Annotated in this window: 23 protein-coding genes; 9 read left to right on the top strand and 14 right to left on the bottom strand. The window is 69.2% G+C overall.

From position 1 onward, the window contains the following. Positions 1-22: 22 nt before the first annotated feature. Complete coding sequence (locus C8N38_RS02630) at positions 23-1,006, bottom strand: ABC transporter ATP-binding protein (protein ID WP_108023613.1); 984 nt, start codon at positions 1,004-1,006, stop codon at positions 23-25. A 301-nt stretch (positions 1,007-1,307) separates the two neighbouring features. Between C8N38_RS02630 and C8N38_RS02625 the strand changes: the two genes are divergently transcribed. Further along, positions 1,308-1,958 carry a GntR family transcriptional regulator gene (locus C8N38_RS02625; RefSeq protein ID WP_245895490.1) on the top strand — a complete coding sequence of 217 codons (651 nt, stop codon included), beginning with the start codon at positions 1,308-1,310 and terminating at the stop codon, positions 1,956-1,958. After that, a complete protein-coding gene (locus C8N38_RS02620) occupies positions 1,955-2,782 on the top strand; it encodes a GNAT family N-acetyltransferase (protein WP_108023610.1) in 828 nt (275 codons plus the stop codon). Before C8N38_RS02625 ends, C8N38_RS02620 begins: the two co-directional genes overlap by 4 nt. 9 nt (positions 2,783-2,791) lie before the next feature. Here the strand turns inward: C8N38_RS02620 and C8N38_RS02615 are convergent, their stop codons facing one another. The 10 genes from C8N38_RS02615 to C8N38_RS02570 all read right to left on the bottom strand — a co-directional run bounded on the left by C8N38_RS02615 (position 2,792) and on the right by C8N38_RS02570 (position 12,852). Next, positions 2,792-3,880, bottom strand: a complete 1,089-nt coding sequence (locus tag C8N38_RS02615) for a DUF1513 domain-containing protein (RefSeq protein ID WP_108023608.1) — start codon at positions 3,878-3,880, stop codon at positions 2,792-2,794. A 1-nt stretch (position 3,881) separates the two neighbouring features. After that, on the bottom strand, positions 3,882-4,892 hold the full coding sequence (locus tag C8N38_RS02610; RefSeq protein ID WP_108023606.1) for an imelysin family protein: 1,011 nt from the start codon (positions 4,890-4,892) through the stop codon (positions 3,882-3,884). Next, positions 4,889-6,346: a di-heme oxidoreductase family protein gene (locus tag C8N38_RS02605; RefSeq protein WP_108023604.1), complete on the bottom strand. Its 1,458-nt coding sequence runs from the start codon at positions 6,344-6,346 to the stop codon at positions 4,889-4,891. Before C8N38_RS02605 ends, C8N38_RS02610 begins: the two co-directional genes overlap by 4 nt. 22 nt (positions 6,347-6,368) lie before the next feature. Further along, entirely contained in the window at positions 6,369-6,854 is a 486-nt protein-coding gene (bfr, locus tag C8N38_RS02600) for a bacterioferritin (RefSeq protein ID WP_075786072.1), read from the bottom strand. Continuing rightward, the gene (locus tag C8N38_RS02595) at positions 6,821-7,096 is read right to left on the bottom strand and encodes a (2Fe-2S)-binding protein (RefSeq protein WP_108023602.1); all 276 of its coding nucleotides are present in this window, start codon (positions 7,094-7,096) and stop codon (positions 6,821-6,823) included. The genes bfr and C8N38_RS02595 overlap by 34 nt, the downstream gene beginning before the upstream one ends. Before the next feature lie 63 nt (positions 7,097-7,159). Beyond that, positions 7,160-8,431 (bottom strand): imelysin family protein, encoded by a 1,272-nt coding sequence (locus tag C8N38_RS02590; protein ID WP_108023600.1) that lies wholly within the window; start codon positions 8,429-8,431, stop codon positions 7,160-7,162. A gap of 14 nt (positions 8,432-8,445) precedes the next feature. Then, complete coding sequence (locus C8N38_RS02585) at positions 8,446-8,919, bottom strand: hypothetical protein (protein WP_108023598.1); 474 nt, start codon at positions 8,917-8,919, stop codon at positions 8,446-8,448. A gap of 469 nt (positions 8,920-9,388) precedes the next feature. Then, entirely contained in the window at positions 9,389-10,492 is a 1,104-nt protein-coding gene (gene mtnA, locus C8N38_RS02580; protein ID WP_108023596.1) for an S-methyl-5-thioribose-1-phosphate isomerase, read from the bottom strand. Positions 10,493-10,576: 84 nt separating this feature from the next. After that, positions 10,577-11,518 (bottom strand): glucokinase, encoded by a 942-nt coding sequence (locus tag C8N38_RS02575; RefSeq protein WP_170120290.1) that lies wholly within the window; start codon positions 11,516-11,518, stop codon positions 10,577-10,579. Further along, positions 11,515-12,852, bottom strand: a complete 1,338-nt coding sequence (locus tag C8N38_RS02570) for a GH1 family beta-glucosidase (RefSeq protein WP_108023594.1) — start codon at positions 12,850-12,852, stop codon at positions 11,515-11,517. The genes C8N38_RS02575 and C8N38_RS02570 overlap by 4 nt, the downstream gene beginning before the upstream one ends. Positions 12,853-13,358: 506 nt before the next feature. Here C8N38_RS02570 and C8N38_RS02565 point away from each other — a divergent pair. The 7 genes from C8N38_RS02565 (at position 13,359) to C8N38_RS02535 (ending at position 20,980) form a co-directional block, all read left to right on the top strand. After that, on the top strand, positions 13,359-14,723 hold the full coding sequence (locus C8N38_RS02565) for an ABC transporter substrate-binding protein (protein ID WP_108023592.1): 1,365 nt from the start codon (positions 13,359-13,361) through the stop codon (positions 14,721-14,723). A gap of 75 nt (positions 14,724-14,798) precedes the next feature. Further along, positions 14,799-15,779, top strand: a complete 981-nt coding sequence (locus C8N38_RS02560) for a carbohydrate ABC transporter permease (RefSeq protein ID WP_108023591.1) — start codon at positions 14,799-14,801, stop codon at positions 15,777-15,779. Next, entirely contained in the window at positions 15,779-16,918 is a 1,140-nt protein-coding gene (locus C8N38_RS02555) for a carbohydrate ABC transporter permease (RefSeq protein WP_108023589.1), read from the top strand. The genes C8N38_RS02560 and C8N38_RS02555 overlap by 1 nt, the downstream gene beginning before the upstream one ends. Before the next feature lie 10 nt (positions 16,919-16,928). After that, positions 16,929-18,563 (top strand): alpha-amylase family glycosyl hydrolase, encoded by a 1,635-nt coding sequence (locus tag C8N38_RS02550; protein WP_108023587.1) that lies wholly within the window; start codon positions 16,929-16,931, stop codon positions 18,561-18,563. Further along, on the top strand, positions 18,563-19,657 hold the full coding sequence (locus C8N38_RS02545) for an ABC transporter ATP-binding protein (RefSeq protein WP_108023585.1): 1,095 nt from the start codon (positions 18,563-18,565) through the stop codon (positions 19,655-19,657). The genes C8N38_RS02550 and C8N38_RS02545 overlap by 1 nt, the downstream gene beginning before the upstream one ends. Before the next feature lie 114 nt (positions 19,658-19,771). Further along, positions 19,772-20,326 (top strand): hypothetical protein, encoded by a 555-nt coding sequence (locus C8N38_RS02540; protein WP_108023583.1) that lies wholly within the window; start codon positions 19,772-19,774, stop codon positions 20,324-20,326. A 108-nt stretch (positions 20,327-20,434) separates the two neighbouring features. Continuing rightward, a complete protein-coding gene (locus C8N38_RS02535) occupies positions 20,435-20,980 on the top strand; it encodes a hypothetical protein (RefSeq protein ID WP_108023581.1) in 546 nt (181 codons plus the stop codon). Between the two features lie 9 nt (positions 20,981-20,989). On the opposite strand, the gene C8N38_RS02530 is transcribed toward C8N38_RS02535, so the two are convergent. The 3 genes from C8N38_RS02530 to dctP all read right to left on the bottom strand — a co-directional run bounded on the left by C8N38_RS02530 (position 20,990) and on the right by dctP (position 24,166). Then, positions 20,990-22,390: a TRAP transporter large permease gene (locus C8N38_RS02530; protein ID WP_108023579.1), complete on the bottom strand. Its 1,401-nt coding sequence runs from the start codon at positions 22,388-22,390 to the stop codon at positions 20,990-20,992. Between the two features lie 9 nt (positions 22,391-22,399). Beyond that, a complete protein-coding gene (locus tag C8N38_RS02525) occupies positions 22,400-23,032 on the bottom strand; it encodes a TRAP transporter small permease subunit (protein WP_108023577.1) in 633 nt (210 codons plus the stop codon). Between the two features lie 129 nt (positions 23,033-23,161). Next, entirely contained in the window at positions 23,162-24,166 is a 1,005-nt protein-coding gene (gene dctP / locus C8N38_RS02520; protein WP_108023575.1) for a TRAP transporter substrate-binding protein DctP, read from the bottom strand. Between the last annotated feature and the right edge of the window lie 50 nt (positions 24,167-24,216).

The raw sequence follows: 24,216 nt of genomic DNA, 5'->3' as shown, positions 1-24,216 counted from the left end.
TCTCCATGGTGGACTTGTTGGATCACGCGGTGAGGGCGTGGAGGTGGTCTTCGTCCCAGCTCAGCCCCACGCCGTCGCCGGGCTGGATGGGTTTGACGAAATACTGGTCTTCGGGAACGATCGCGGTGATCTCCTGATCGCCCGCGGTCATCAGCGTCAGCGCGACGCTGGTGCCCTGGTATTCGATGCCGGTGACATGACCGTCGAGCTTGCCCTGCGCGGCCTCGGTCACTGCGATCTGGTCGGAGCGGATCGCGAAATGGCCGCGCGGCAGGGCAATGACGTTGTGCCCGCCCATGAAACGCGCCACGAATTCGGTGCGCGGCGTGTTGAAGACCTCGCGCGCGGGCCCTGCCTGTTCGATCACCGCGTTGTTCATCACCACGATCTCGTCCGCGAGCGCCAGCGCCTCGTCCTGGCCATGGGTGACATGGACGAAGGTGATGCCCAGCTCGCGTTGCAGCTTCTTCAGTTCCGACCGCATCCGCACCCGCAGGAACGGGTCGAGCGCCGAAAGCGGCTCGTCCAGCAGCAGGACCTGCGGATTGGTGATCAGCGCCCGGGCCAGCGCCACGCGCTGCTGCTGACCGCCCGACAGCTGGGCGGGCAGGCGTTCGGCATAGGCGGTCATGTGCACGAGCTCCAGCAGCTCCATCGCGCGCTTTCGCCGGGTCTCGCGGTCGACGCCCTTCATCTTGAGGCTGAAGGCCACGTTGTCGGCGACCGACAGATGCGGGAACAGCGCGTAGTTCTGGAACATCATCGCGGTGCCGCGCCGGGCGGGCGGCAGGCGCGAGATGTCCTGGCCCGCCAGCACGATGGCCCCGTCCGAGACCTCTTCATGCCCGGCGATCATCCTCAGCGTCGAGGACTTGCCGCAGCCCGACGGCCCCAGCAGGCAGGCATAGGTGCCGCCGCGAAACAGGTGTTGGATGCCATCGACCGCGACGGTTTCGCCGTAGCGTTTCGTCAGGGCCACGAGTTCCAGATCGAGTTCAGTGCGCATGCCGCTCCCCCAGAAGCTGTTGCCTCACCTTTCCGGGCCGGGCCGCCCGCGAAAAGCCCCGGCCAACCGATCCGCCCCCGCCTTTTCGAGATGTGCTGCTAATTTGGGCAGATGTGAACAATATTGTCCGCTACGGCATCGCGGATTGTATACGATCCGGTCTGCGATCCCTCACAACTCTGACGATTCTTGTCCGGCCGCCTGAGTCGGGCGATGACAGGAGGGCAACGAGGAGAGAGCCGTGACCGATCAGACCCCGACAGCGCGCCAGGAGGGCAAGCGGGCGACCCGTGCCCGCGACGTGGTCGAGCATCTGACCCGCGCCATCCACGAGCGCCGGCTGGGGCCGGGGATGAAGCTGTCCGAGGACGAGGTGGGCGAAATCTTCGGGGTCAGCCGGACCATCGTGCGCGCGGCGCTGCAACAGCTTGCCCATGACAATCTTGTTGCCATCGAGCCCCATCGCGGCGCCTTCGTGGCCCAGCCGACCGTGCGCGAGGCGCGCGAGGTGTTCGAGGCGCGCGCGCTTCTGGAACCGCGCACCGCGCGCTCGGCCGCGCTGCGCGCCACGCCCCGCGACATCGGCCTGCTCAAGCGTCACATGGACCAGGAGCACGCGGCGCTGGCCGCCGCCCAGACCGGTCTGGCGCTGCGGCTGTCGGGGCAGTTCCATATCGAGATTGCCCGGATCGCCGACCAGACCATCATCGAGGGCTTCATCACGCAGCTCATCTCGCGCTCGTCGCTGGTGATCGCGCTTTACTGGCGCCGGCCGCAGGCGATGTGCGAAAGTCATGCCCATCACGCGCTCATGCGCGCGATGGAGGACCGCGACGGCGACCGGGCCGAAGAGGTGATGAAGGGCCATCTGCTGGACCTGCTGTCGCTTCTCGACCTGCAGGACCCGGTGCCGGTGCCGCAATCGCTGAAGGAGGCTCTGACAGGCCGATGAAACTGCGCAGCATGACCGCCGAAGAACTGCCCGCCGTGCTGGACTGGGCCGCCGAGGAAGGCTGGAACCCGGGGCTCGACGATGCCGCGGCCTTTTTTGCGGCCGATCCCGAAGGGTTCTTCGTGGCCGAGGCCGAGGGCCGGATCGTGGCCGCGATCTCGGTGGTGAACCATACCGACGAGGTGGCCTTTCTGGGCCTCTATCTCTGCCGCCCGGACTGGCGCGGGCGGGGCATCGGCTATGCGCTCTGGACCCATGCGCTGGAGCATGCGGGGGCGCGGACGGTGGGGCTCGACGGGGTCGAGGCGCAGCAGGACAACTATCGCAAGAGCGGGTTCGAACTGGCCGGGCGGACGGTGCGCTATGCGGGCGTGCTGCCCGGCCGCGCCCATCCCGGCATCGGGCCGGTGCTGAAGGACGATATTGAAACGCTGATCGCGATGGAGGCCGCAGCCACCGGCTATGAGAAACGTGCCTTCCTGTCGGCCTGGACCCGTGATTGCGAGACCCGGCGCACGCTCGTCTGCCGCGCTGCCGGAGAGATCGCGGGCTTTGCGACGATCCGGGCCTGCCGCGAGGGCTGGAAGATCGGGCCGCTGGTCGCCGGGGACGGCGCGGTCGCGGCGGCGCTGATCGAGACCTGCGGCCGCGTCGCCCATGGCGCGCCTGCGATGATCGACGTGCCCGGGACCAGCCCCTGGCTCGCCGGGCATTGCACGGGGCTGGGCCTGAGCCCGGTTTTCGGCACGGCGCGGATGTATCGCGGGCCCGCGCCGCAGCCCGGCCCACTCATCTCGGCGGTGGCGACGCTGGAACTGGGCTGAGGGCCGGGCTCAGGCGGCGCCCACCGTCACCAGATGGTTGTCGAAGGCGCGGCCGTGCCGGGCCGTCCAGACCGGGCGCAGGCCCTGCAGGCCCAGCACGTCGCCGGTGCCGGTCGTGGCGACGAAGCCGCCGCCCGCCGCAGGGGCAAGGCCGCAGACGTCCAGGGCCTCGATGGCGCCCGCAAACCGCGCGCCCGCGATGTCGAAAACATGCACCCGGCCGCCGCGCGGCGACGAGATCGCGGCCTCGACCCCGTCCTCCGAGATCGCGACCGACCCCGCATAGCCCTGCATCGCCGCATGTTCGGCGCCCGGCGCGTCCAGCCAGACCGGCGCTTCGCCCCGCCGGTGCAGGCCCAGAAGCGGCGGCGCCTCGGCCTCGGGGCCTTCCCATTGCATGGCAAAGGCGACGGTGCCGCCCGGTCCCAGCGCCAGATGCCGGATCGAGTTCATGTGCCACTCGGCGGGCGGCGCGACGGTTTCCAGCAGCGTGCCTTCGGCGCTGAGATAGGCGAGGTTCGGTTCCATGAAGGGGATGTTCAGCTTGGCCCGGCCGCTGTCGGGATGGGTCTCGATCCCGCCATTGGCGATGACGAAGCTTTTCCCGTCGGGCATCAGCTTGATGTCATGCGGGCCGATGCCGTGGCTGTCGAATTCGCCGACCCGCAGATAGCCTGCCTCGGTGTCCCAGACCCCGATCACGCCGCGCGCCGCGTCATAGTCGTTTTCGGGCGTGTACATGTAGCGCCCGTCGGCGGAATAGGCGCCATGGCCGTAGAAATGCCGACCCTCGGGCGCGTCCAGCACGGCAGTCACCCGGCCCTCGCGGCAGTCGATCACCAGCGCGAAGGTGCCCGGGCGGCGGGCAAAGGCCGTGGCCTCGGGGCGGATGGGATGGGCGGCGGCGGCATGGCCGCGCTCTGGCAGGGGCAGGCGGAACCGTTCGGCCCCCTGGGCATCGAGCCCGACCAAAGTCTGGCTGCCGTCGCGGTCCTGGGCGGCGCTGAGAAAGGCCGGGCTGCCCGCATCGGCCCAGCCGATCCGGGGGGAAAGCGAGGCGGCCAGCGCCCCGGCAAGGAAGCTGCGGCGGTCGGTCATGTCAGTCTCCGTCTCTTGAATTGAACCCGGCGGCGACGCCAAGTGCGGGGCCGAGGCTGGCGCGGGTTTCCTCGGCGATCTCGTGGATCGCCTGTTGCAGGATCTCGACCCTTAGCCGCCCTTGCGGCGTCGCGACCCCGGCGAAGACCGGATCGTCGAGGTCCGCGGCAAGCCGGTCGGCCCGGTCGAAATCGGCGCTCAGCGCGGCGGCGCTGGCCGGGTCCTCGGCCGCCATCAGCATCGCCAGCTCGCGCAGCGCCGCCAGCGTCACCGTCACATTGTGCAGCGACCGGCCCGAGCGCCAGCTTTCGGCGCGCGTCGGGCGCGGGCGCTCGAAGGTGCCAAGCGGGCGGCCGAGCCGCAGATCGACATCGACCTGCAGCCCTTCGTGCAGCGCGGTGAAGAAGGCTTTCAGCACCTCGCGTTCGTCCTTGTAAGGGGCCTCGGGGCCGGGATGGCGCATCAGGTCGGCATGGCCGCCCTGCCAGTCGGCAAGGATCGCGGCGGCAAGCGCGTGGATGTCGCGCGCCTCGGCCCGAATGAGGGCGCAGCCATAGGGGGTGGGGGCGGCGAATTGCGGGTCGTACAGCAGGTATTCAAGCGCGTAGAAGCCCCGCGCCGCGACCGAGACGGTGGCGAACCCGGCCTCGCTGTCGACCATCGGGTCGGCATCGGCGATCAGGCCTGCCAGCGCCTTCGGGGTCATCCCGCGCGGGTCGGGCCAGAAGGCCAGCGCAAAGGCGCGGTTGTCGGTCTCGGTCGGCCCGAGCCGCAGATGGCTGACGCCAAGCCAGGCATCGAAGGCGGCCCCCCAGGCGGTGCGGAGCGTTTCCGATCCCGGGTCGCAATCAGCCTCGGCCGCGGTTTCCAGATCGGCGGCCGCCGCCTCGAACCGGGCGAAGCCGGGCAGCACATGGCGGTCGATCACCGCCTCGGCGATGTCGGCCGGGGCTGCGGCAAGGGGGGCGGCGCAGAGCGCCAGGGCGAGGGCAAGGACGGATCTTCGGATCATAGGCTCTCCAGGAAACGGATCAGGGCGGCGCGGTCGGCTGCGGGCATCGTCGCCACGCGGTCGCGGGCCGGGGCAGCCTCGCCGCCATGCCAGAGGACGGCCTCCAGCAGGGTCCGGGCGCGGCCGTCATGCAGATAGCCCGCCTGCGGCTCCAGCGCGCGGGCAAGGCCCAGCCCCCAAAGCGGAGGCGTGCGCCATTCGCGCCCCTCGGCCCCGGCGCCGCCTTGGCCCAGCCCCGCGCCCATGTCGTGCAACAGCAGATCGCTATAGGGCCAGATCAGCTGAAAGCTCAGCGCGGGCGCGTCGGGCAGGCGGCGGGTGACGAAGGCGGGGCGGTGGCAGGCGGCGCAGCCGGTGTCGTGAAAGACCCGCTTGCCCGCCAGCACCTCGGGGGCGTCCGCGTCGCGGCGGGCGGGCACGGCGGTGTGGCGCGCATGGCGCGTCACCAGATCGAGCGCGGTGGCCGAGATCTCGAAGCCGTCCTGTTCCGGATCGCCGCCATCGGGCGCGGCGCGGCAGGCGGTCTGGGCCGGGGTGCAATCGCCATGGCCCTCGGGATAAAGCGGCGAACTCAGCCCGATGTCATGGGCAAAGGCATGGGCGATCTGGGCCTCAAGCGTCGGCTGCGCGGCGGTCCAGCCAAAGCGACCGAGGATCGGGCGCCCCTCGGGGCCGGGCAACAGGCTCGCCCGGCCGGAAATGCCGTCGCCATCGGCATCCTCGGGATCGGCGAGCGCCAGGATCGCCTCTTCGGGGATCGCCTCGATCAGCCCAAGCCCGGCCAGCCCCGGCGCGATGCGCGGGCTGAGGAGCGTGTCCGCGCCAAGCGGGCCATAGCCCGGATCGGCCAGCGCATAGCGGGGCTGGCGCAGGGTGACGCTGTCGCCCCCGGACAGAGCGCGCTCGACCGCGTCATAGGCGACGGTCGGGCGGCCCTCGGCGGTCAGGCCCGGCAGGCTCGCGGGCTGGATCTGGCGGCCATAGACCGGATCGGGCTGAGAAAGATAGCCCTCGATGGCGGAGGGATCGGGGACCCCGAGTTGCAGCATCAGCGCGACCGGCAGATCCCCGGGGCCTGCGGGCGCCGCGCCGCGCCCGCCGCCCGGATGGCAGGCAAGGCACGACCGCGCGTTGAAGAGCGGCCCCAGCCCGTCAGAGGCGATGGTCGAGGAGGGCGCCGAAACCCAGGTGCGGTCGAAAAGCGCCTGCCCGCCGCGAAAATCGAGCCCCTCGCTGCGCGGCAGGTTCGCCAGCGGCGCCGAAAAGGCGGCCGCGCCCGCAACGGTGCCCGCGCCGCCCGCGAGCGCCTCGAAAGGCTGCGGGCGGGTGAAATCGCGCGGCAGGGCTGTCGCCTCCGCGATGCGGGCCTCTTCGGCGGGGGTGAAGGGCAGGGTGGCAAGACCCGGGCCGGTGACCGCCTGGGTCAGGGGGCCGGCGGCGGACGCCGACCCCATCCACAATCCGAGAAGGGCGGCCTTACTCGGCCTCGTCCATCTTCGAGGCGTTGAGCAGCGCGTAATTCTCGGCGCCGACGCGGTCGTAGAGGTCAAGCTGGGTTTCGAGGAAGTCGATATGGCCCTCTTCGTCGGCCAGAAGCTCATCGAACAGCTCCTTGGTGACGTGATCCCCGGCGCCCGCGCAGTATTCCCGCGCTTCCTTGTACAGCGCACGGGCATCCTGTTCGGCGGCCAGGTCGCATTCGAGGGTCTCCTTGGGGGTCTGTCCGATGCGGAGCGGGTCGAGCTTCTGCAGGTTCGGGTGGCCCTCGAGGAACAGGATCCGCGCCATCAGCTTGTCGGCGTGGGTCATCTCCTCGATGCTTTCCTCGCGGCTCTTCTTGGCCATGTGGCCGAGCCCCCAGTCGTCCTGCAGGCGATAATGCAGCCAGTACTGGCTGATGGCGGTCAATTCGCTGCGAAGCGCGCTGTTCAGGTAGTCGATGACCTTGGGGTCGCCTTGCATGAGGTCTTGTCCTTTCTGTGCTGGGGCCTGAGGTTCTGTAGGTCCGATGGAACCTCAAGATTAGCGTTCGCGCGCATCGTGTCTAGAAAGAGCGTCATGCAATCTCCACAATCTGCGCGCTTGCCCAGCGAGCGAAAGACCTTTCCGGGCGTGACGATGGTCGCCGGGTCCGCCGCGCGCATCCAGTCGATGGCGGCGTGAATGTCGTGGTCGGTGATGCGCTGGCAGTGGCAGACGATCATGCGGGACGCTCCTTCCGGAAAGCGTGGGGCCCCGGTACTGGCGGGGCCCCCGGGTTCAGGACATCATTGGAAAACGGCAGCAGGGTTGTCGAGGCTGTCGGACCCCTCGACCGAGACATCGCCGACGCCGAGCGTGTCGACGACCCGCTCGATGCTTGCGGTTTGGGCAACAAGCCCGTTCACGCCGCCCATGATCAACGCCTCGCCGGCTTCGTTGCCGCGCGCGAGCATCTGGTCATAGGCGAATCCCGCCTCGGCGGCGGTCTTCAGCCGGGCGAGCGCGGCCATGGTGGCGTCGAGCTTGGTCTTCATCTCGGCATCGAGATCCGCATCCTTCGCCGCCACCAGATCCGAGACCGACGGCCCCGCGACCTCGGTGCCGTCGATCCGGGTATAGCTGCCAAGATAGACGTTCCGGATGCCGAGCCCGTCATAGTAATGGCTGTTATGGGTGTTGTCCGAGAAGCAGTCATGCTCTTCCTCGGGGTCGTTCAGCATCAGCCCCAGCCGCATCCGCTCGCCCGCCTGCTCGCCGTAGGAGAGGCTGCCCATGCCGGTCAGGATCGCCGAAAGCCCGGCCGAACTGTCGGCCATCACCGCCGCGCGGGCCTCGCCATCTTCGGCCCATTGCGCCGCCATCCAGCCCAGATCCGACACCAGCAGATCGGTCGCGGCCTTCAGATAGGCGCCGCGCCGGTCGCAATTGCCGTTGGTGCAGGCCTCGCCGGTCGCATAATCGGTCCAGGGCCGGTTGCCCGCACCCGGATCGGTGCCGTTCAGGTCCTGGCCCCACAGCAGGAATTCGATGGCGTGATAGCCGGTCGCGACATTGGTCTCGACCCCGTCGGCCTCGTGCAGCGTCTCGGCCAGCAGGGCCGGGGTGATCTCGGTGGCATCGACGGTCTCGCCCGAGATCTCGAATTGCGGGGTCGCCACGACGTTGACCGCGGCCAGCGGGTTTTCGTCGGTCGGCCCGCCATAGCCCGCATCGACATAGTCGATCAGCCCCTCGTCCAGCGGCCAGGCATTCACCTTGCCCTCCCAGTCGTCGACGATCGGGTTGCCGAAACGGAACACCTCGCTTTGCTGATAGGGCACGCGGGCGGCCAGCCAGGCGCGGCGCGCGGCGTCAAGCGCCTGCGGCGAGGGCTCGGCCACCAGCGCATCGACCGCCGCCTGCAGGCGCTCGGCCCCGGTCAGCGCGTCGCCATAGGTGGCGGCCGCGATGTCGGCATAGGTGGTCAGCACCGCCTCGGCGGCCGGAGCCTCGGCCATGGCGGCGGTCCCGGCCATCCCGAGGGCCAGCGTGCAGGTGGCGAGCGTTGGTTTCATCATGCGTTCCCGTCCTTTCAGTGTAGTTTTTCCGCAGGCGGCCGCGACGGCTGCGGCGCCACGCCCGTCGCAAGGTGCCGGAGCGCCAGCCCCAGCCGGGTGGCCGGATCGACCAGACCGGGCGCCAGATCGGCCCGGACCAGCATCGCCGCCATCAGCATCGCGTCCTCGCGATCTCCCGCGCCGGCGGCGGCGACGAAGGTGGCAAAACAGGATTCGTCCGCCCCGAGACAGGGGCAGCAGGCCGAATGCCGCATCAGCGGGCGCCGCCCGTACATGGCGCAAAGCGTGCAGATCGTGTTCAGGCTTTCGGCCGCGGCGCGCCCCTGCAGCGGCCCCAGACGGTCGGCCAGCTCGCGCCGCAACTCGCGCTGCGCGGCGTCGCCATCGGCCCAAAGGCGAAGGCAGCGCACCGCCCCGGCCTCGACCGGGTCGAGATCGGTGAGGTAGCCCACGGCGGCTCCGCCACGTCGATTGGGGTCGGCAGTCATCACTCGGGTCTCCTTGGCATCCGGCCGCGGCGGACCGGGGCCAAGCCCCGTCGTCGATGCCGTCTTGAACTGATCGGTCAGAATGCCCGGGCCTTCCGGCAGGTGGGTTCGGGTCGTGTTCGCGTCGCGTTAAAGCTGACGAAAATGCTCGGATAAGTCAACCTGAGTTTTTTCGTCGGATACGGTCGGGCAGGGGTGTCCGCGCGCAAATCCGGGCGGAAAGAGGCCCGCCGGATCGCGGTCGCCCGCCCGGCAGGAGGGGACAGGATGGAAGGACGCAGGACGGAGGGCGGAGGGCGGAATGCGCGGAAGGAGGCGGGCCGCGCGCTGCAGGATACGGGACGACGCGATTGCGTCCGGTCGTTCTCTTTGCAGCGTCGCGCGCGGCAGGATGCCAGGCAGAAACGGCCATGAAAAAGGGGCGCGCCCGGCAGGTACGCCCCTTCAGGATACGTCGTGATGCAGAAGTTCAGTCGGCCGCGACGGTCGCGCGGTCCGGGAACAGCCGCGCCAGGCCCTCGGGACTGGCCTCGGCCACGCCGCGTTCGGTGATCAGCCCGGTCACCAGCCGCGCGGGCGTCACGTCGAAGGCGGGGTTGCGGGCGGGCGTGCCGTCGGGCGAGATCTGCACGAGCCCCACCACGCCGCTGGGCATCCGGCCCTGCACATGGGTCACCTCGCCGCCGTCGCGTTCCTCGATCGGGATCTCCTTCACCCCGTCCCGCACCGTCCAGTCGATGGTGGGCGAGGGCAGGGCCACGTAGAAGGGCACGCCGTTATCCTTGGCCGCGAGCGCCTTCAGATAGGTGCCGATCTTGTTGCAGACATCGCCTTGCGCCGTGGTGCGGTCGGTGCCGACGATGCACAGGTCGATCTCGCCATGCTGCATCAGATGGCCGCCCGCGTTGTCCACGATCAGGTCGTGGCTGACGCCGTGATGGTTCATCTCCCAGGCGGTCAGCTGGGCGCCCTGGTTGCGCGGCCGGGTTTCGTCGACGAAGACATGCACGTCGATGCCGGCCTCGAGCGCGTGATAGATCGGCGAGGTCGCGGTGCCCCAGTCGACGGTCGCCAGCCAGCCCGCATTGCAATGGGTCAGCACGTTCACGCGCTTGCCGCCCTTGCGTTCGGAAATGGCGCGGATCAGCTCGAGCCCGTTCAGCCCGATCCGGCGGTTGATCTCGACATCCTCGTCGCAGATCTCGGCGGCGCGGCGGAAGGCGGCGGCGGCGCGCTCGGACGGCGGCAGCGGCTTCAGCACCCGGGTCATCTCGTCCAGCGCCCAGCGCAGGTTGATCGCGGTCGGCCGGGTTGCGTGCAGCACCTCCCAGGTCTCTGCCAGCGCCGCGTCGGACGCGTCATGGGCCATCTGCACCGCCACCCCATAGGCGGCCGTGGCCCCGATCAGGGGCGCGCCCCTGACCCACATGTCGCGGATCGCCGAGGCGAAATCCCGCCGGTTGGTCAGCGCCACGATCCGCAGCTCGTGCGGCAGCCAGCGCTGGTCGATGATCTTCACGGTTCCATCGGACTCGCGCCAGATGGACCGATAATGGGTCCCGTCGATCTTCATGGCCCCTAGGTCCTTTCCTTCACCCTTCCACCCCGGTTGCGTTTTGGCCTGCCCGCAGGCCGTCGGCAAACGCGGTCAGTCGTCTCACTCGGCACTTGCCAGATATCCCGCGCAGCCCGTCAGGGCGGCGGAATCGTCGGTCACGGTCAACACCCGAAAGGCGCGCATCAGTCCCGCGAACCGGCCCTTGCGGCGGAACGCGTCGGCAAACCCCATGCTGTCCGCGAGCGGCGTGACCGCACAGGCCATGCCGCCGATCAGGTAGATCCCGCCATAGGGCAGGTGATTGAGCGCCAGATCGCCCGCCACCGTCCCCAGAAGCCGCACGAAAGTCTCGGCCGCCCGGCGAGCCTCGGGATCGGTGTCGAGCGCGGCCAGAACGCCGTGGCCGTCCAGATGGCGCGGCGTGCCCGCCTCGGCCGTCGCCCAGTCGTAAAGCCGGCCCAGACCGCGCCCCGACAGCGCCTCCTCGACCGGGGCGAAGCCGTCGGGTTCCGCGAGGAAGCGCGCCAGCGACAGCGTCTCGGCATCGCCGACCGGCAGCGACACCTGCCCGGCCTCGGCCTCGGTGACGAAGGTGCCACGGGGCAGGGCATGGACCGCGGCCGCGTTGAACCCGGTGCCGATCCCGATCACCAGACGCGGGCCGCCGGGCTGCGCCGGGCCCTCCAGCACCGTTTCCAGCGCCCCGGGCGCGATGTGATCCAGCGCATGGCCCTGTGCGGCCATGTCGTTCAGCAGCTTGACGCGGCCGGTCCCGGCGACCCGGGCGATGGCGTCTTCCTCGATGATCCAGTCGAGATTTGTCAGCTTGCCGCGCCCGTGCCGCACCGGCCCGGCCAGCGCCGCGCAGGCGCCGTCGATCTCGGGCGAGCCCGCCGCGGCCAGATAGGCGGCCAGCACGTCGGTCAGGTCCGGGTGGTCGGCATTGCGAAAGCGCCGGACCGAGCCCGGCACCGGCACCGGCCCCTCGGCCAGCGCGACGCGGGTATTGGTGCCTCCGATATCGGCGACGAGCGAGGTCACGGCCTTCGGTCCTCCAGCATGCGTTTCAGCGCGTGGTAAGATGCCTTGGGGGTGCGCTGCAAGCTCTCGAAATCGACATGTACGAGGCCAAAGCGCTTGCCATAGCCGAAGGCCCATTCGAAATTGTCCAGCAGCGACCAGACGATATAGCCCTTGAGCGGCACGCCCTCGGCGATGGCCTCGCGCGCCGCGGCGAGATGGCTGGACAGAAAGGCGATGCGGTCCTCGTCATGGATTTCGGGGCCCGTCTCGCCCGCGACCGGCGTATCGGGGGCGGCCATGCCGTTTTCGGTCACGTAAAGCGGCAGATCGCCGGTATGGCTGCCGCTGATCCAGCGCAAGAGATCGGGCAGGGCCATCGGCGCGATTTCCCAGCCCATGTCGGTCTTGCGGCCCGGACCCGGCACCTCGGCCCAGTTGGGCCAGGGGCCGGGGGCATGGGTGATGCGCTTGACGGTGTAATAGTTGACGCCGAGCCAGTCGATCGGCGCCCCTATGGCGTCGAGATCGGCCTGCCAGCCGCGCGGAAGATGCGGGCCGAGCCCCTCGAGCGCCAGTTCGGGATAGGCCCCGCGCGCCACGCCCCCGAGGAAGAAGCGGTTGAAGACCGCGTCGTAGCGCAGCGTCGCCGCGCGCACGGCCTCGCCGCGGTCGGCCGGGAAGGCGGGCTCGAAATTCAGGACGATCCCGATCTGGCCGACGCCCCCGGCCCGGAGGGCTGCCAGACCCACCCCATGGCCCAGCGCCAGATGGTGCATCGCCCGGGCGGTGGCGCGGATGTCGCGCAGGCCGGGCGCATGGACGCCCGCGAAATGCCCAAGCCAAGCGGCGCACCAGGGCTCGTTCAGCGTGGCCCAGGACCACACCCGGTCGCCCAGCCTCTCGGCCATCAGCGCCGCGAAATCGCCAAAGCGCAGCGCCGTGTCGCGATTGGTCCAGCCGCCCCGGTCGGCCAGCGGGGACGGAAGCTCCCAGTGATACAGCGTCAGCGCCGGTTTCAGCCCGCGCGCCAGCGTCGCGTCGACCAGCCGGTCGTAGAAATCGAGCCCCTCGGGATCGGGCGCCCCCGCGCCCTCGGGCAGCACCCGCGCCCAGGAGGTCGAAAAGCGGTAGATGTCGAACCCGGCCGCCGCCACAAGATCCAGATCCTCGGCATAGCGGTCGAGATGGCCGCAGGCGCGCCGCCCGTCGGCGGCCCCCGCGACATTGCCGGGCGTCGCGGCAAAGCTGTCCCAGTGGCAGGGCCCGGCGCCGCCCGTGCCCTCGATCTGATAGGCGGAGGTGGCGGTTCCGAACAGGAAGCCGGGCGGGAAATCGGCGCGGGTGGGCGTCATGGGCTCCTCCGGGGCTGGCCCGTGCCGCGATCGGGTCCGGTCTTGAAAGCCGGTCGCGGGGCCAGTGGCGGTGGCGAAGGCAGGGCCGGTCGCGGGGCGGGTTGGGGGCCCGGTCGCCGGGCCGGTCGCGGGGCGTCTGTGGGGCCGGGCGGGGGCGTCGGCCGTGCCGCCCCGGCTGGGCCCATGCTTGCGTGACTGGACCGGGGCGTCAAGCGTGACGGTCCGCACCCGGCCGCCGCAGCGGGTCCGGCACGCTGTCCGGGGCGCCGTTTCGAGGGTGCATGGAACCGATGCCTCGCGCCCCGGTTGACACCATGTCGAGCATCGGCCACCGTTCGAGGACGACTCCCCCGGGGGCGTGCCTGCCCCCGGACGGGTGCACCGCAACAAGAAGAACCCAATAAAAAGAACCGCGGGCAAGAACCGCGACAGACCACAAGACGACGACAGACGACGTCAGGAACACGACTGGACCGGCCGGCGGGCGGGTCCGAGGGGAGGTCGAGATGCAACTTATCAGGATGGCCGGTGCCACGGCCGCCGCGCTGGCCCTGTTCGCGGGGACGGCCGCTGCTCAGGCGCTGAAATTCACGCCGGGCGAGGATGCGCGGTTTTCGTGGGACAGTTTCGAGGCCTTTGCCGACAGCCACGATCTGAGCGGCCAGACGCTGGACATTTCGGGCGTCTGGATCGGGCCCGACAAGGATCTGGTCGAAAGCGTTCTGGCCTATTTCGAGGCCGCGACCGGCGCGCGGGTGCGCTATTCGGGGTCGGACAGTTTCGAACAGGATATCGTCATCGCGGCCCAGGCCGGGTCCGCGCCCAATATCGCGGTCTTCCCGCAGCCGGGGCTGGCCGCCGACATGGCGCGGCGCGGGTTTCTTACGCCGCTGGGCGAGGACACCGCCGACTGGGTGCGCGAGAATTACGCCGCGGGCGACAGCTGGGTCGATCTCGGCACCTATGCCGACCAGACCGGCGCCGAGGCGCTTTACGGCTTCTTCTACAAGATCGACGTGAAATCGCTGGTCTGGTACGCGCCCGACGCCTTCGCCGAGGCGGGCTACGAGATCCCCGAGACGCTGGAGGATCTGAAGGCGCTGACCGAACGGATCGCCGAGGATGGCGGCACGCCCTGGTGCATCGGGCTCGGGTCCGGCGCGGCCACGGGCTGGCCCGCGACCGACTGGGTCGAGGACCTGATGCTGCGCCGCGAGACGCCTGAAACCTATGACGCCTGGGTCAGCCACGAGATCCCGTTCGACGACCCGGCCGTGGTCGGGGCGATCGAGGCCTATGGCTGGTTCGCGCGGAACGATGCCTTCGTCGAGGGCGGGTCGCAGGCGGTCGCGACCACCGATTTCCGCGAAAGCCCGGCCGGGCTCTTCAGCTTTCCGCCGGGTTGCTACATGCACCGGCAGGCCAGCTTCATCGACACCTATTTCCCCGAAGGCACCGAAATCGGGCTTGATGTCGATTTCTTCTACTTCCCCGCCTCGGCCGAGCGCGATCTGGGCACGCCTGTTCTGGGGGCGGGCACGCTCTGGGCGATCACCCGCGACAGCGAGGCGGCGCATGCCTTCATCGACTTCCTGCAGACGCCCATCGCCCATGAGGTCTGGATGGCGCAGTCGGGCTTTCTGACGCCCTTCACCGGCGCCAATCCCGAGGCCTACGCGACCGAGACCATGCGTGCCCAAGGCGAGATCCTGACCAGCGCCACGACCTTCCGCTTCGACGGGTCCGACCTGATGCCGGGCGAGGTCGGGGCGGACGCGTTCTGGAAGGGCATGGTCGACTACACGACCGGCCGCAAGGATGCCGAGACCGCCGCGCACGAGATCGAGCAGCGCTGGAGCTCGATCCGCTAGGGCGCGCCGCGAGGGCAGACCGGGGCCGGACGAAGATCCGGCCCCGACGATCGGGCCAGAACGGGAGGAGTGCCGATGTCGCCTCTGCTGCAGGGGCTGGTGACGATCCTGATCGGGGTCGGGGGCTGCGTGGGCTATTTCTACGGGGCGAACCTGATGCTCGACCGGGTGATCTTTCCGGCGCGCGGCCGCGATCCGGGGGCGAATATCTCGCGGGCGAACGCGGTGCGGCCCTGGCTCTTCATGGCGCCCGCGATGGCGGCGCTGGGGCTTTATCTGGTCTATCCGGTCGTGGGGTCCTTCTGGCGCTCGCTCTTCAACCGCGACGGCGGCAGCTTCATCGGGCTTGGCAACTACACCGATCTGGCGGCCGATCCGGCCTTCCGCACGGCGCTTTTCAACAACCTTCTGTGGGTGCTGGTGGTGCCCGCGGCCTCGACCTTTCTGGGGCTGATCGCGGCGCAGCTGACCGACCGCATCCGCTGGGGCAATATCGCCAAGTCGATGATCTTCATGCCGATGGCGATTTCCTTCGTGGGCGCCTCGCTGATCTGGAAATTCGTCTATGCGAACGAGGCCGATATCGGGCTGATCAACGCGATCCGGGCCGGGCTCGGGTTTCAGGACCCCATCGACGTGATCCAGATCCCGTTCTGGAACAATTTCTTCCTGATGGCGATCCTGATCTGGATCCAGACCGGCTTTGCCATGGTGATCCTGTCCGCGGCGCTGCGCGGCATCCCCGACGAGACCATCGAGGCCGCGATCCTCGACGGGGCCAATCCGTTCCAGATCTTCTTCCGGGTGATGGTGCCGCAGATCACCGGCACCATCGTCGTGGTCTGGACCACCATCACCATCCTGGTGCTGAAGGTCTTCGACATCGTCTACACCATGACGGGGGGCAATTTCGGCACCCAGATCCTGCCCAGCTACATGATGAGCTACATGTTCAAGGATGATGGCCGCGCCACCGCCGTGGCCTTCGTCATCATGCTGATCGTGCTGCCGGTGATGGTCTGGAACATCGTTCAGGCCCGCAAGGAGATGCGCTGATGAAAAGCCATGCCGGGGCGAAATCGGGGCTGAGCTGGGCGGTGCATCTGACGGTCGCGGCGCTGGTCGTGCTGTGGCTGGTGCCGACCGTGGGGCTGCTGGTGTCGTCCTTCCGCGACCGCGACCAGATCTCGGCCTCGGGCTGGTGGGAGGCGCCTTTGCCGGTCGAACAGACCTACCGGGTGCGCACCGATCCGGACGCGGCGGTCGAACGCCACGGACGGGTCGTCCTGAGCGGCAATGTCTTCGACAGCGAGGACAGCGCCGGGTCGGGCACGGTCACGGGGTTCGGCGTCACGGGCCGTGCGCCCGCCGAATTCGCGCCGGGCGCGACCGCCGATCTGCGCGGCGGCGGCCGGCTGACGGTCGCGGCCGATGGCCGTTTCTCGGCCGAGGCGGATGCGCCCTTCGGGCGGCGCGGCCCCACGATCTATTTCGAGGCCGAGACCCCGCCCAAGGTCACGCTCGACAACTACCGCATGGTGCTGGGCGCCGACGGCATGGACCGGGCCTTCATCAACACGCTGACGGTGACGGTCCCGGCCACGGTCATCCCGATCCTGATCGCGGCCTTCGCGGCCTATGCGCTGGCCTGGATGGAATTTCCGGGGCGCGGCCTGCTGATCGCGGCGGTGGTGGGGCTTCTGGTGGTGCCGCTGCAACTGGCGCTGGTGCCACTTTTGCGGCTGCATCAGGCGGTGGGGATCGGGCAAAGCTTCATGGGCATCTGGTTCGCCCATACCGGGTTCGGCCTGCCGCTGGCGGTCTATCTGTTGCGCAACTACATGGCCGGGCTGCCGCGCGACATCATCGAAAGCGCCAAGGTCGACGGCGCCACCGATTTCCAGGTCTTCACCCGGATCGTGCTGCCGCTGAGCTTTCCGGCCCTGGCGAGCTTCGCGATCTTCCAGTTCCTCTGGACCTGGAACGACCTGCTGGTGGCCAAGGTCTTCCTGCCCGCCGCCTCGGAAACCAAGGTGATGACGGTCAAGATCGCCGACGACCTTCTGGGGTCGCGCGGGGGCGACTGGGGCATCCTGGCGGCGGCGGCCTTCATCTCGATGGCGGTGCCGCTGGTCGTGTTCTTCGCGCTGCAACGGTATCTGGTGCGCGGCCTTCTGGCCGGGTCGGTGAAATGAGGAGACGGGTTTGGCCCTGAACGACGATCCCGACTGGTGGCGGGGCGCGGTGATCTACCAGATCTATCCGCGCAGCTTTCAGGATTCGAATGGCGACGGGGTGGGCGATCTGCCGGGCATCATCCGGCGGCTGCCGCATGTCGCGTCGCTCGGGGTGGACGCGATCTGGATCTCGCCCTTCTTCCCCTCGCCGATGAAGGATTTCGGCTACGACATCTCGGAATATTGCGATGTCGATCCGCTGTTCGGCAGCCTTGCCGATTTCGACGCGCTGGTCGAGGCCGCCCATGGCTGGGGGCTGAGGGTGATGATCGACCTCGTTCTGTCGCATTCCTCGGACCGCCACCCCTGGTTCATCGAAAGCCGGTCGAGCCGCACCAACCCGAGGGCCGACTGGTATGTCTGGTCGGACCCGAGGCCCGACGGCACGCCGCCCAATAACTGGCTGTCGATCTTCGGCGGCCCGGCCTGGGCCTGGGACCCGGGGCGCGAGCAGTATTTCCTGCATAATTTCCTGGCCTCGCAGCCCGATCTGAACCTGCATTGCGAGGCGGTGCAGCAGGCCATCTTCGACACCGCGCGGTTCTGGCTGGACCGGGGCGTCGACGGGTTTCGTCTGGACACCATCAATTTCTACTTTTGCGACAAGGAGTTCCGGTCCAATCCTCCGCTGCCGCCCGAAGAGCGCAACGACAATATCGCGCCCCGGGTGAACCCCTACAATCACCAGCTTCACCTTTACGACAAGAACCAGCCGGAAAACATTGACTTCCTGAGGAAATTTCGCGCCGTTCTGAACGGGTACGGGGCCATCGCCCTGGGCGAGGTGGGCGACGCGCAAAGCGATCTGGAAATCCTCGGGCAATACACCTCGGGCGGCGACAAGGTGCAGATGTGCTATGCCTTCGATTTCCTCGGCAGCGCGCCGCTGACCGCCGCCCGCATCGCGCAGGTCTATGAGCGGCTCGACCGGGTCGCGGAGGAGGGCTGGGTCTGCTGGGCGCTGTCGAACCACGACGTCGTGCGCCACCCGACCCGCTGGAGCCTGTCGCCCGCCGCACTCAGGGGGTTCCTGACGCTGACGCTCTGCCTCAAGGGGACGGTCTGTCTCTATCAGGGCGAAGAGCTGGGCCTGCCCGAGGCCGAGGTGCCCTTCGAGGCGTTGCAGGACCCCTACGGCATCGCCTTCTGGCCCGAATTCAAGGGGCGCGATGGCTGCCGCACGCCGATGGTCTGGGCGGCCGAGGACCTGCATGCCGGGTTCTCGCGCGCGCCGCGCACCTGGCTGCCGATCCCCGAGACCCATATCGGGCTGGCCGTGACGGCGCAGGAGCACGCGCCCGAGGCGCCGATCCATCATTACCGCCGGGCCATCGCCTTTCGCCATGCCAATCCGGTGCTGGCGCGCGGCGCGATGGATGCGGTGCGCGCCGAGGGCAATGTGCTGTCCTTCCGGCGCCATGACGCCGCGGCCGAGATGTTCGTGGCGATCAATCTTGGCGAGACGCCCGCCGCGCTGGTCCCGCCCGAGGGCGACTGGCTGCCGGTTGGCGCCGAAATCAACGCAGCCCGGCCGGGGGCCGACGGGCTGGTGCATCTGGGACCGTGGCAGCCCTCGCTGATGCTGCGGCGGAAGGGGGCGTGATGGCGGGTCTGACACTCAGCGGCGTGGGCAAGAGCTATGGCGCGGTCGAGGTGCTGAAGGGGATCGATCTTGAGATCGAGACCGGCGAGCTGGTGGTCTTCGTGGGGCCCTCGGGCTGCGGCAAGTCCACGCTTCTGCGGATGATCGCGGGGCTCGAACGGATCACCGCGGGGACGCTGACGATCGACGGGGTGCGGGTGAACGACGTGCCGCCCGCCCAGCGCGGCATCGCCATGGTGTTCCAGTCCTACGCGCTTTACCCGCACATGACGGTGCGCGACAACATGGCCTTCGCGCTGAAGATCGCCGGGCAGTCGCGCGACGAGATCGATGCCGCCGTGACGCGCGCCGCGCGCAGGCTTCAGATCGAGCCCTATCTCGACCGGCTGCCCAAGGCGCTGTCGGGCGGGCAGCGCCAGCGCGTGGCCATTGGCCGGGCCATCGTGCGCGACCCCAAGGTCTATCTCTTCGACGAGCCGCTCTCGAATCTCGACGCGGCGCTGCGCGTGGCGACACGCATCGAGATCGCCCAGCTGAAGGAGTCGATGCCCGACAGCACGATGATCTATGTCACCCATGACCAGGTCGAGGCGATGACGCTGGCCAGCCGCATCGTGGTGCTGGCCGACAAGGGCGTGGCCCAGGTCGGTCCGCCGCTCGAGCTTTACGAGAAGCCGCGCTCGGAATTCGTGGCGCAGTTCATCGGCAGCCCGGCGATGAACCTGCTGGAGGGCGCCATTTCGGGGACCGGCGAGACGACAGAGGTGCGGCTGGCGGCGGGCGGCGGGGCGATCCGGGCGCGGGTGCCGACCGAGCCCGGCGACAAGGGCCGCAAGGTCCGGGTCGGCATCCGCCCCGAGGACATGGAGGCGACCGATGGCGCGGATTACGCCTTCGAGGGCCGGGTCGAGATCCTCGAGGCCCTGGGCGAGGTCACCCAGCTCTATTTCGAGCGCGAAGACCCCGAGGCCGATCCGGTGATCGCCAAGCTGCCGGGCGTCCATGCCGGGCTGCGCGGCAAGACCCTCAGGATGACCGCCGATCCGGGCCGGGTGCATCTCTTTGCCGGGGGGCGGTCGCTGCTCTGGCGATAGCCCGCCGGGGCGCGCGGGCGGCGCTTGACGGCGCGCGGGGCAGGGCCGAGAAGGGCGCGACAGGTCCGTCCGGGCGTACCGGTGGGCCGCCCCATGAAGGAAGGATGCCCTCCGATGCCGCGTTCGATGGCCCGCCGGTCCCTGCTTGTCGCGCTTCCGCTGCTGTTGCTCGGGGCATGTGTCCAGACCGGGCCGATGGGCTCGATGGCGCCCGGCGTGATCGGCCCGGTCGCGCCCGGAAGTGCCTGGGCGAATGCGGTCGGCACCGTCACCGGCACCGACGGGCTGGTCGCAAATCCGATGTGGAACGCCGAATTCTCGGGGCCGGGCTTCCGGTCCGATCTGGCGCAGTCGCTGACCCGGGCGGGGATCCTGACCGCGGGCGGGGCCTACCGGCTGAATGCCGATGTGCAAAGCGTGACCCAGCCCCAGACCGGCACCAAGGTGCAGGTGGCGATGGTGGTGCATTACACCATCCACGACGCGACCGGCCGCGCGGTCTTCGACCAGACCGTGACGACCTCTTACACTTCGCCGCTGGGCCAGGCGGTGCGGGGCGTGGACCGGCTGCGGATCGCCAGCGAGAATGCCGCCAAGGACAATATCGCGCTGCTGCTTCGCAGCCTCGGCGCCAGCGCCGAGGGCGCGCCGACCGGCGGGCCGCTCTGAGCCGGGGCGGTTGCGGCAACGGGTCGCCCTACGGGACCGCGAAGGTCTGGCATGCTTCCCGGGACGCCGCCCGGCGCGGCCGCTCTGGGAGCCTTTGGGAGGATGACCATGCCGATGCCCCGCCCGTTCGGCGCACTCGCGCTTTGCGCGCTGCTTTCTGCCTGCGCCCATGGGGCGGACGAAACGGCGATGATCCCGGCCGCCATCGCGCCGCTGCCCGCAGGCAACCCTCATCGCGGCGCGATTTCCGACATCGAGACCGCTGGCGGCAAGGATACCAATCCGGCGCTGGCCTCGCAGATTGCCGATGCCGATTTCAAGGCTGCGCTGCGCAGTGCGCTTCTGCTGTCGGGGGCCTATTCCGCCTCGGGCCGCTATGTGCTGAGGGCCGAGATCGAGGAGATCACCCAGCCGCTGTTCGGGCTCGACATGCAGGTCGGGCTGACCGTGCGCTACCGGCTGCAGGACCGCGCCGGAAAGACCCGATGGGAACGGCGGATCGTCACCCGCCATACCGCGCGGCTGGGCGAGTCGTTTCTCGGCTCCGAGCGGCTGCGCTATGCCAATGAGGGCGCCGCGCGCGAGAACATCGCTTCCTTCCTGCGCGCGCTTGGCGCCGAGGCCCGGGCCGGGGGTGTCGCGGACGTTTCCTAGCCGCCCCGTTCAGGCAAAGCTTGGCAGCCACAGGACGATCCCGGGCACCGCGATCAGCACGGCGATGGTGATGGCGTCGGCCACGAAGAAGGGGGAGACGCCGCGAAACACGTCCTGCACCGTCAGGTCGTCGCGCACGCCTGCCACCACGAAGCAATTGAGCCCGATGGGCGGGGTGATCAGGCACAGTTCGGCCATCTTGACGACGAGGATGCCGAACCAGATCGCGCACATCGGCCCCGACATGCCGAAGGCGCTGTCGGCGGCCGAGACATACTCGCCCCCGTTCAGCGCCATCACCGCCGGATAGACCACGGGCAGGGTCAACAGCAGCATGCCGATCGCGTCCATGAACATGCCCAGCACCGCATAGGCCAGCAGGATCATGACGAGCGTCAGCATCGGCGGGTGGTTCAGCCCGGTGATCCAGTCCGAGAACGCGCCCGGCAGATCGGCGAAGCCCAGGAAGCGCACATAGATCAGCACGCCCCAGATGATGGTGAAGATCATCGCCGACAGCTTGGCGGTTTCCAACAGCGCGTCCTTGAACTGCGGCCAGCGCATGCCGTGCCAGATCGCCATCAGGAAGATCACGAAGGCACCGATGGCCCCGCCCTCGGTCGGGGTGCCCCAGGCGTCGCCGCCGAAGGGGTTGTAGACGAAGAAGACGATGGTCCAGACCACGAAGAGGATCGGCAGCGCCTTGGGCAGGGCGCGGAACCGCTGACCCCAGCTAAAGCCCCGGACGGCCGGGCCGAAGCGGGGCAAGGCCAGCGCCAGCGCCACGATCAGCAGCGCATAGATGCAGGCCGAGACCATGCCGGGCACGAAGCCCGCCAGCAACAGCTTGCCCACGTCCTGCTCGACGATGATGGCGTAGATGACAAGGATCGCCGAGGGCGGGATCAGGCTGGCCAGCGTGCCCCCCGCCGCCACGACGCCCGCGGCAAAGCGCTTGTCATAGCCGATCTTCAGCATCTCGGGGATGGCGATCCGGGCAAAGACCGCCGAGGTCGCGACCGAGGCACCCGAGACGGCGGCAAAGCCCGCGGTGGCAAAGACGGTCGAGACCGCAAGCCCGCCCGGCAGCCAGCCGAACCATTTCTTCGCCGCGTCGAACAGCGCGCGGGTGAGCCCCGCGTAATAGGCCAGATAGCCGATCAGGATGAAGGTGGGGATCAGGCTCAGCGCCTGGCTGGCCACCTTCGAATGCGGCACCTGGCCTGCCGTCTTGACCGCGACCGTCAGCGCCCAGCCGAACTCCTGCGGGTCATAGCCCTTCTTCGACCAGAAGATCCAGATCAGCCCCAGAAGCCCCGCCAGCGCCGCGGCAAAGGCCACCCGCATGCCCAGCAGGACCACGACGAAGAGGATGCCCGTGACCGCAAGGCCGATGTCGATCGGTTCCATTCCCGCCCCCTAGTCGTCCGCGCCCGAGACATGGCCCGCCTCGGCCGCCGCCTGATCGGCCACGGACACCACCAGCGGCACCGCGACGGGCGCCGCCAGCCCCAGAACGAAGGCCCGGCCATAGCCCCAGAGCTGGATCGCAAGGCGCAGGCACAGGACCGAAAAGGCGACCGGCGCCAGAAGCTTGGCGGGCCAGAGCGGCAGGTTGATGTCGATCGAGCTGTCCCGGCTGAAGAGCGGCGCGCCCCAGTCGAAACTGCGCTGGAAATGGGCGAAGCTGCCCCAGACCAGCAGGGCCATGACGATCAGCATGGCCAGCGTCGTCACCGCCTCGGCCGCCCACAAGGCCCGGCCCGACAGCCGGGCCACCAGAATGTCCATCCGGATATGGCCGCCATCCCGCTGGGTATAGGCGATGCCCAGAAAGGCGATCAGCGGCATGCCCTGCTGGATCCAGTCGACATAGCCCGCCAGCGGCTGGTTGAAGAAATGCCGCCCCCCGACCGACACCACGGCCAGCAGCATCAGCGCAAAGACCGCAAGGCCCGCGACCAGCGCCAGCTGGCGTTCCAGAACGAAAAGTCCGCGGTCGAGCCGCGAGAGCGGGCTGTCATCCTCCAGCACGGGGGCATGGATGGCCATCGGTCTCTCCTTGGCTTGGGGGGGGCGGTTCGGGCGCGGGCCCGGACCGTCAGGCGGCGGTGCAAGGCACACCGGGCCGGGCAGGGTGCGCCGCCCGGCCCGGACCGCACCCCGGGCAGGTCTGCGGGCCTAGTTCCCGATCTGCCCGGTCACGGTGTCGTAAAGCTCCTGCGCGGGCAGGCCGCGGGCGGTCATTTCCTCGATCCAGGCCGCGGCCACGGGGCCGGCTGCCGCCTCGCGGAACTCGGCCATTGCCTCGGGCGCGAAGGTGATCCGCTCGATCCCGCGCTCGTCGAGCGCCGGTCCCCAGCGCGACATGGTCTCGGAGTTGTAGTAGTCGATGTAATGCGCCAGCGCCTTGTCGACGGACCCCAGCAGCGCCTCGCGATGGGCCTCGGACAGCCCCGCCAGCGCGTCGCTGTTGACCACCACCGGGCAGTTCACGGTGCCGGGGTTCAGGTTCGTCGTCCACCAGGTGCCGGTGTCGATGGTGCCGAAGGACATATGCGCATGCGGCGCGAAGGACACCGCCTTGACCACGCCGGAATCCAGCGCCTGGCGCACCTCGGTCGCGTCCATCGAGGTCGGCACCGCGCCGATGATCTGCATCGCCTCGCCGATCCCGCCGGTCGCGCGCACGGTCATGCCGTTGAAATCGGCCAGCTTGCGGGGCGGCTCGCCGACGCCCACGAAATTGTATTGCGGCATCGGCGTCGGCATCAGAAGCGTCGCGTTCCAGCGCGCCAGATCCGCCACCACCGCGGGATGCCGATACAGCGCCATCGACAGGTCGCGTTCCTGTTCCAGGCTGTCGACGCCCAGGAAGGGCAGCTCCAGCACGGTCAGCGTCGGGTTCTTGTCGCGGTGATAGCCCGCGCAGATCTGGGCCATCTCGAAGGCGCCGATCTGGATGCCATCAAGGTTCTCGGTGTTCTTCGAGAGCCCCCCATAGGACAGCGACAGCGTGAACTCGCCCCCGGTCTTCTCGCTGACCAGCTCGGCCAGTTTCTCGACGTTTTCGGTAAAGGCGCGCCGCTTGCCCCAAAGCGAGACATTCCAGGTTTCGGCCAGCGCTTCGCCCGCAAGACAGCAGCCGAAGGCGGCCAGCGCCACGGCGCCGATCGCGGTTTTCATCGGTGGATCCTCCCTGATCTCCCCGGGTCAGAGTAACGGGCGCGGCGCGC

The sequence above is a fragment of the Rhodovulum kholense genome, from assembly GCF_003053725.1.
GTDB lineage: Bacteria > Pseudomonadota > Alphaproteobacteria > Rhodobacterales > Rhodobacteraceae > Rhodovulum > Rhodovulum kholense.
Note: the sequence above shows the minus strand (reverse complement) of the source record. Positions and strands in the feature narration are given on the sequence as shown.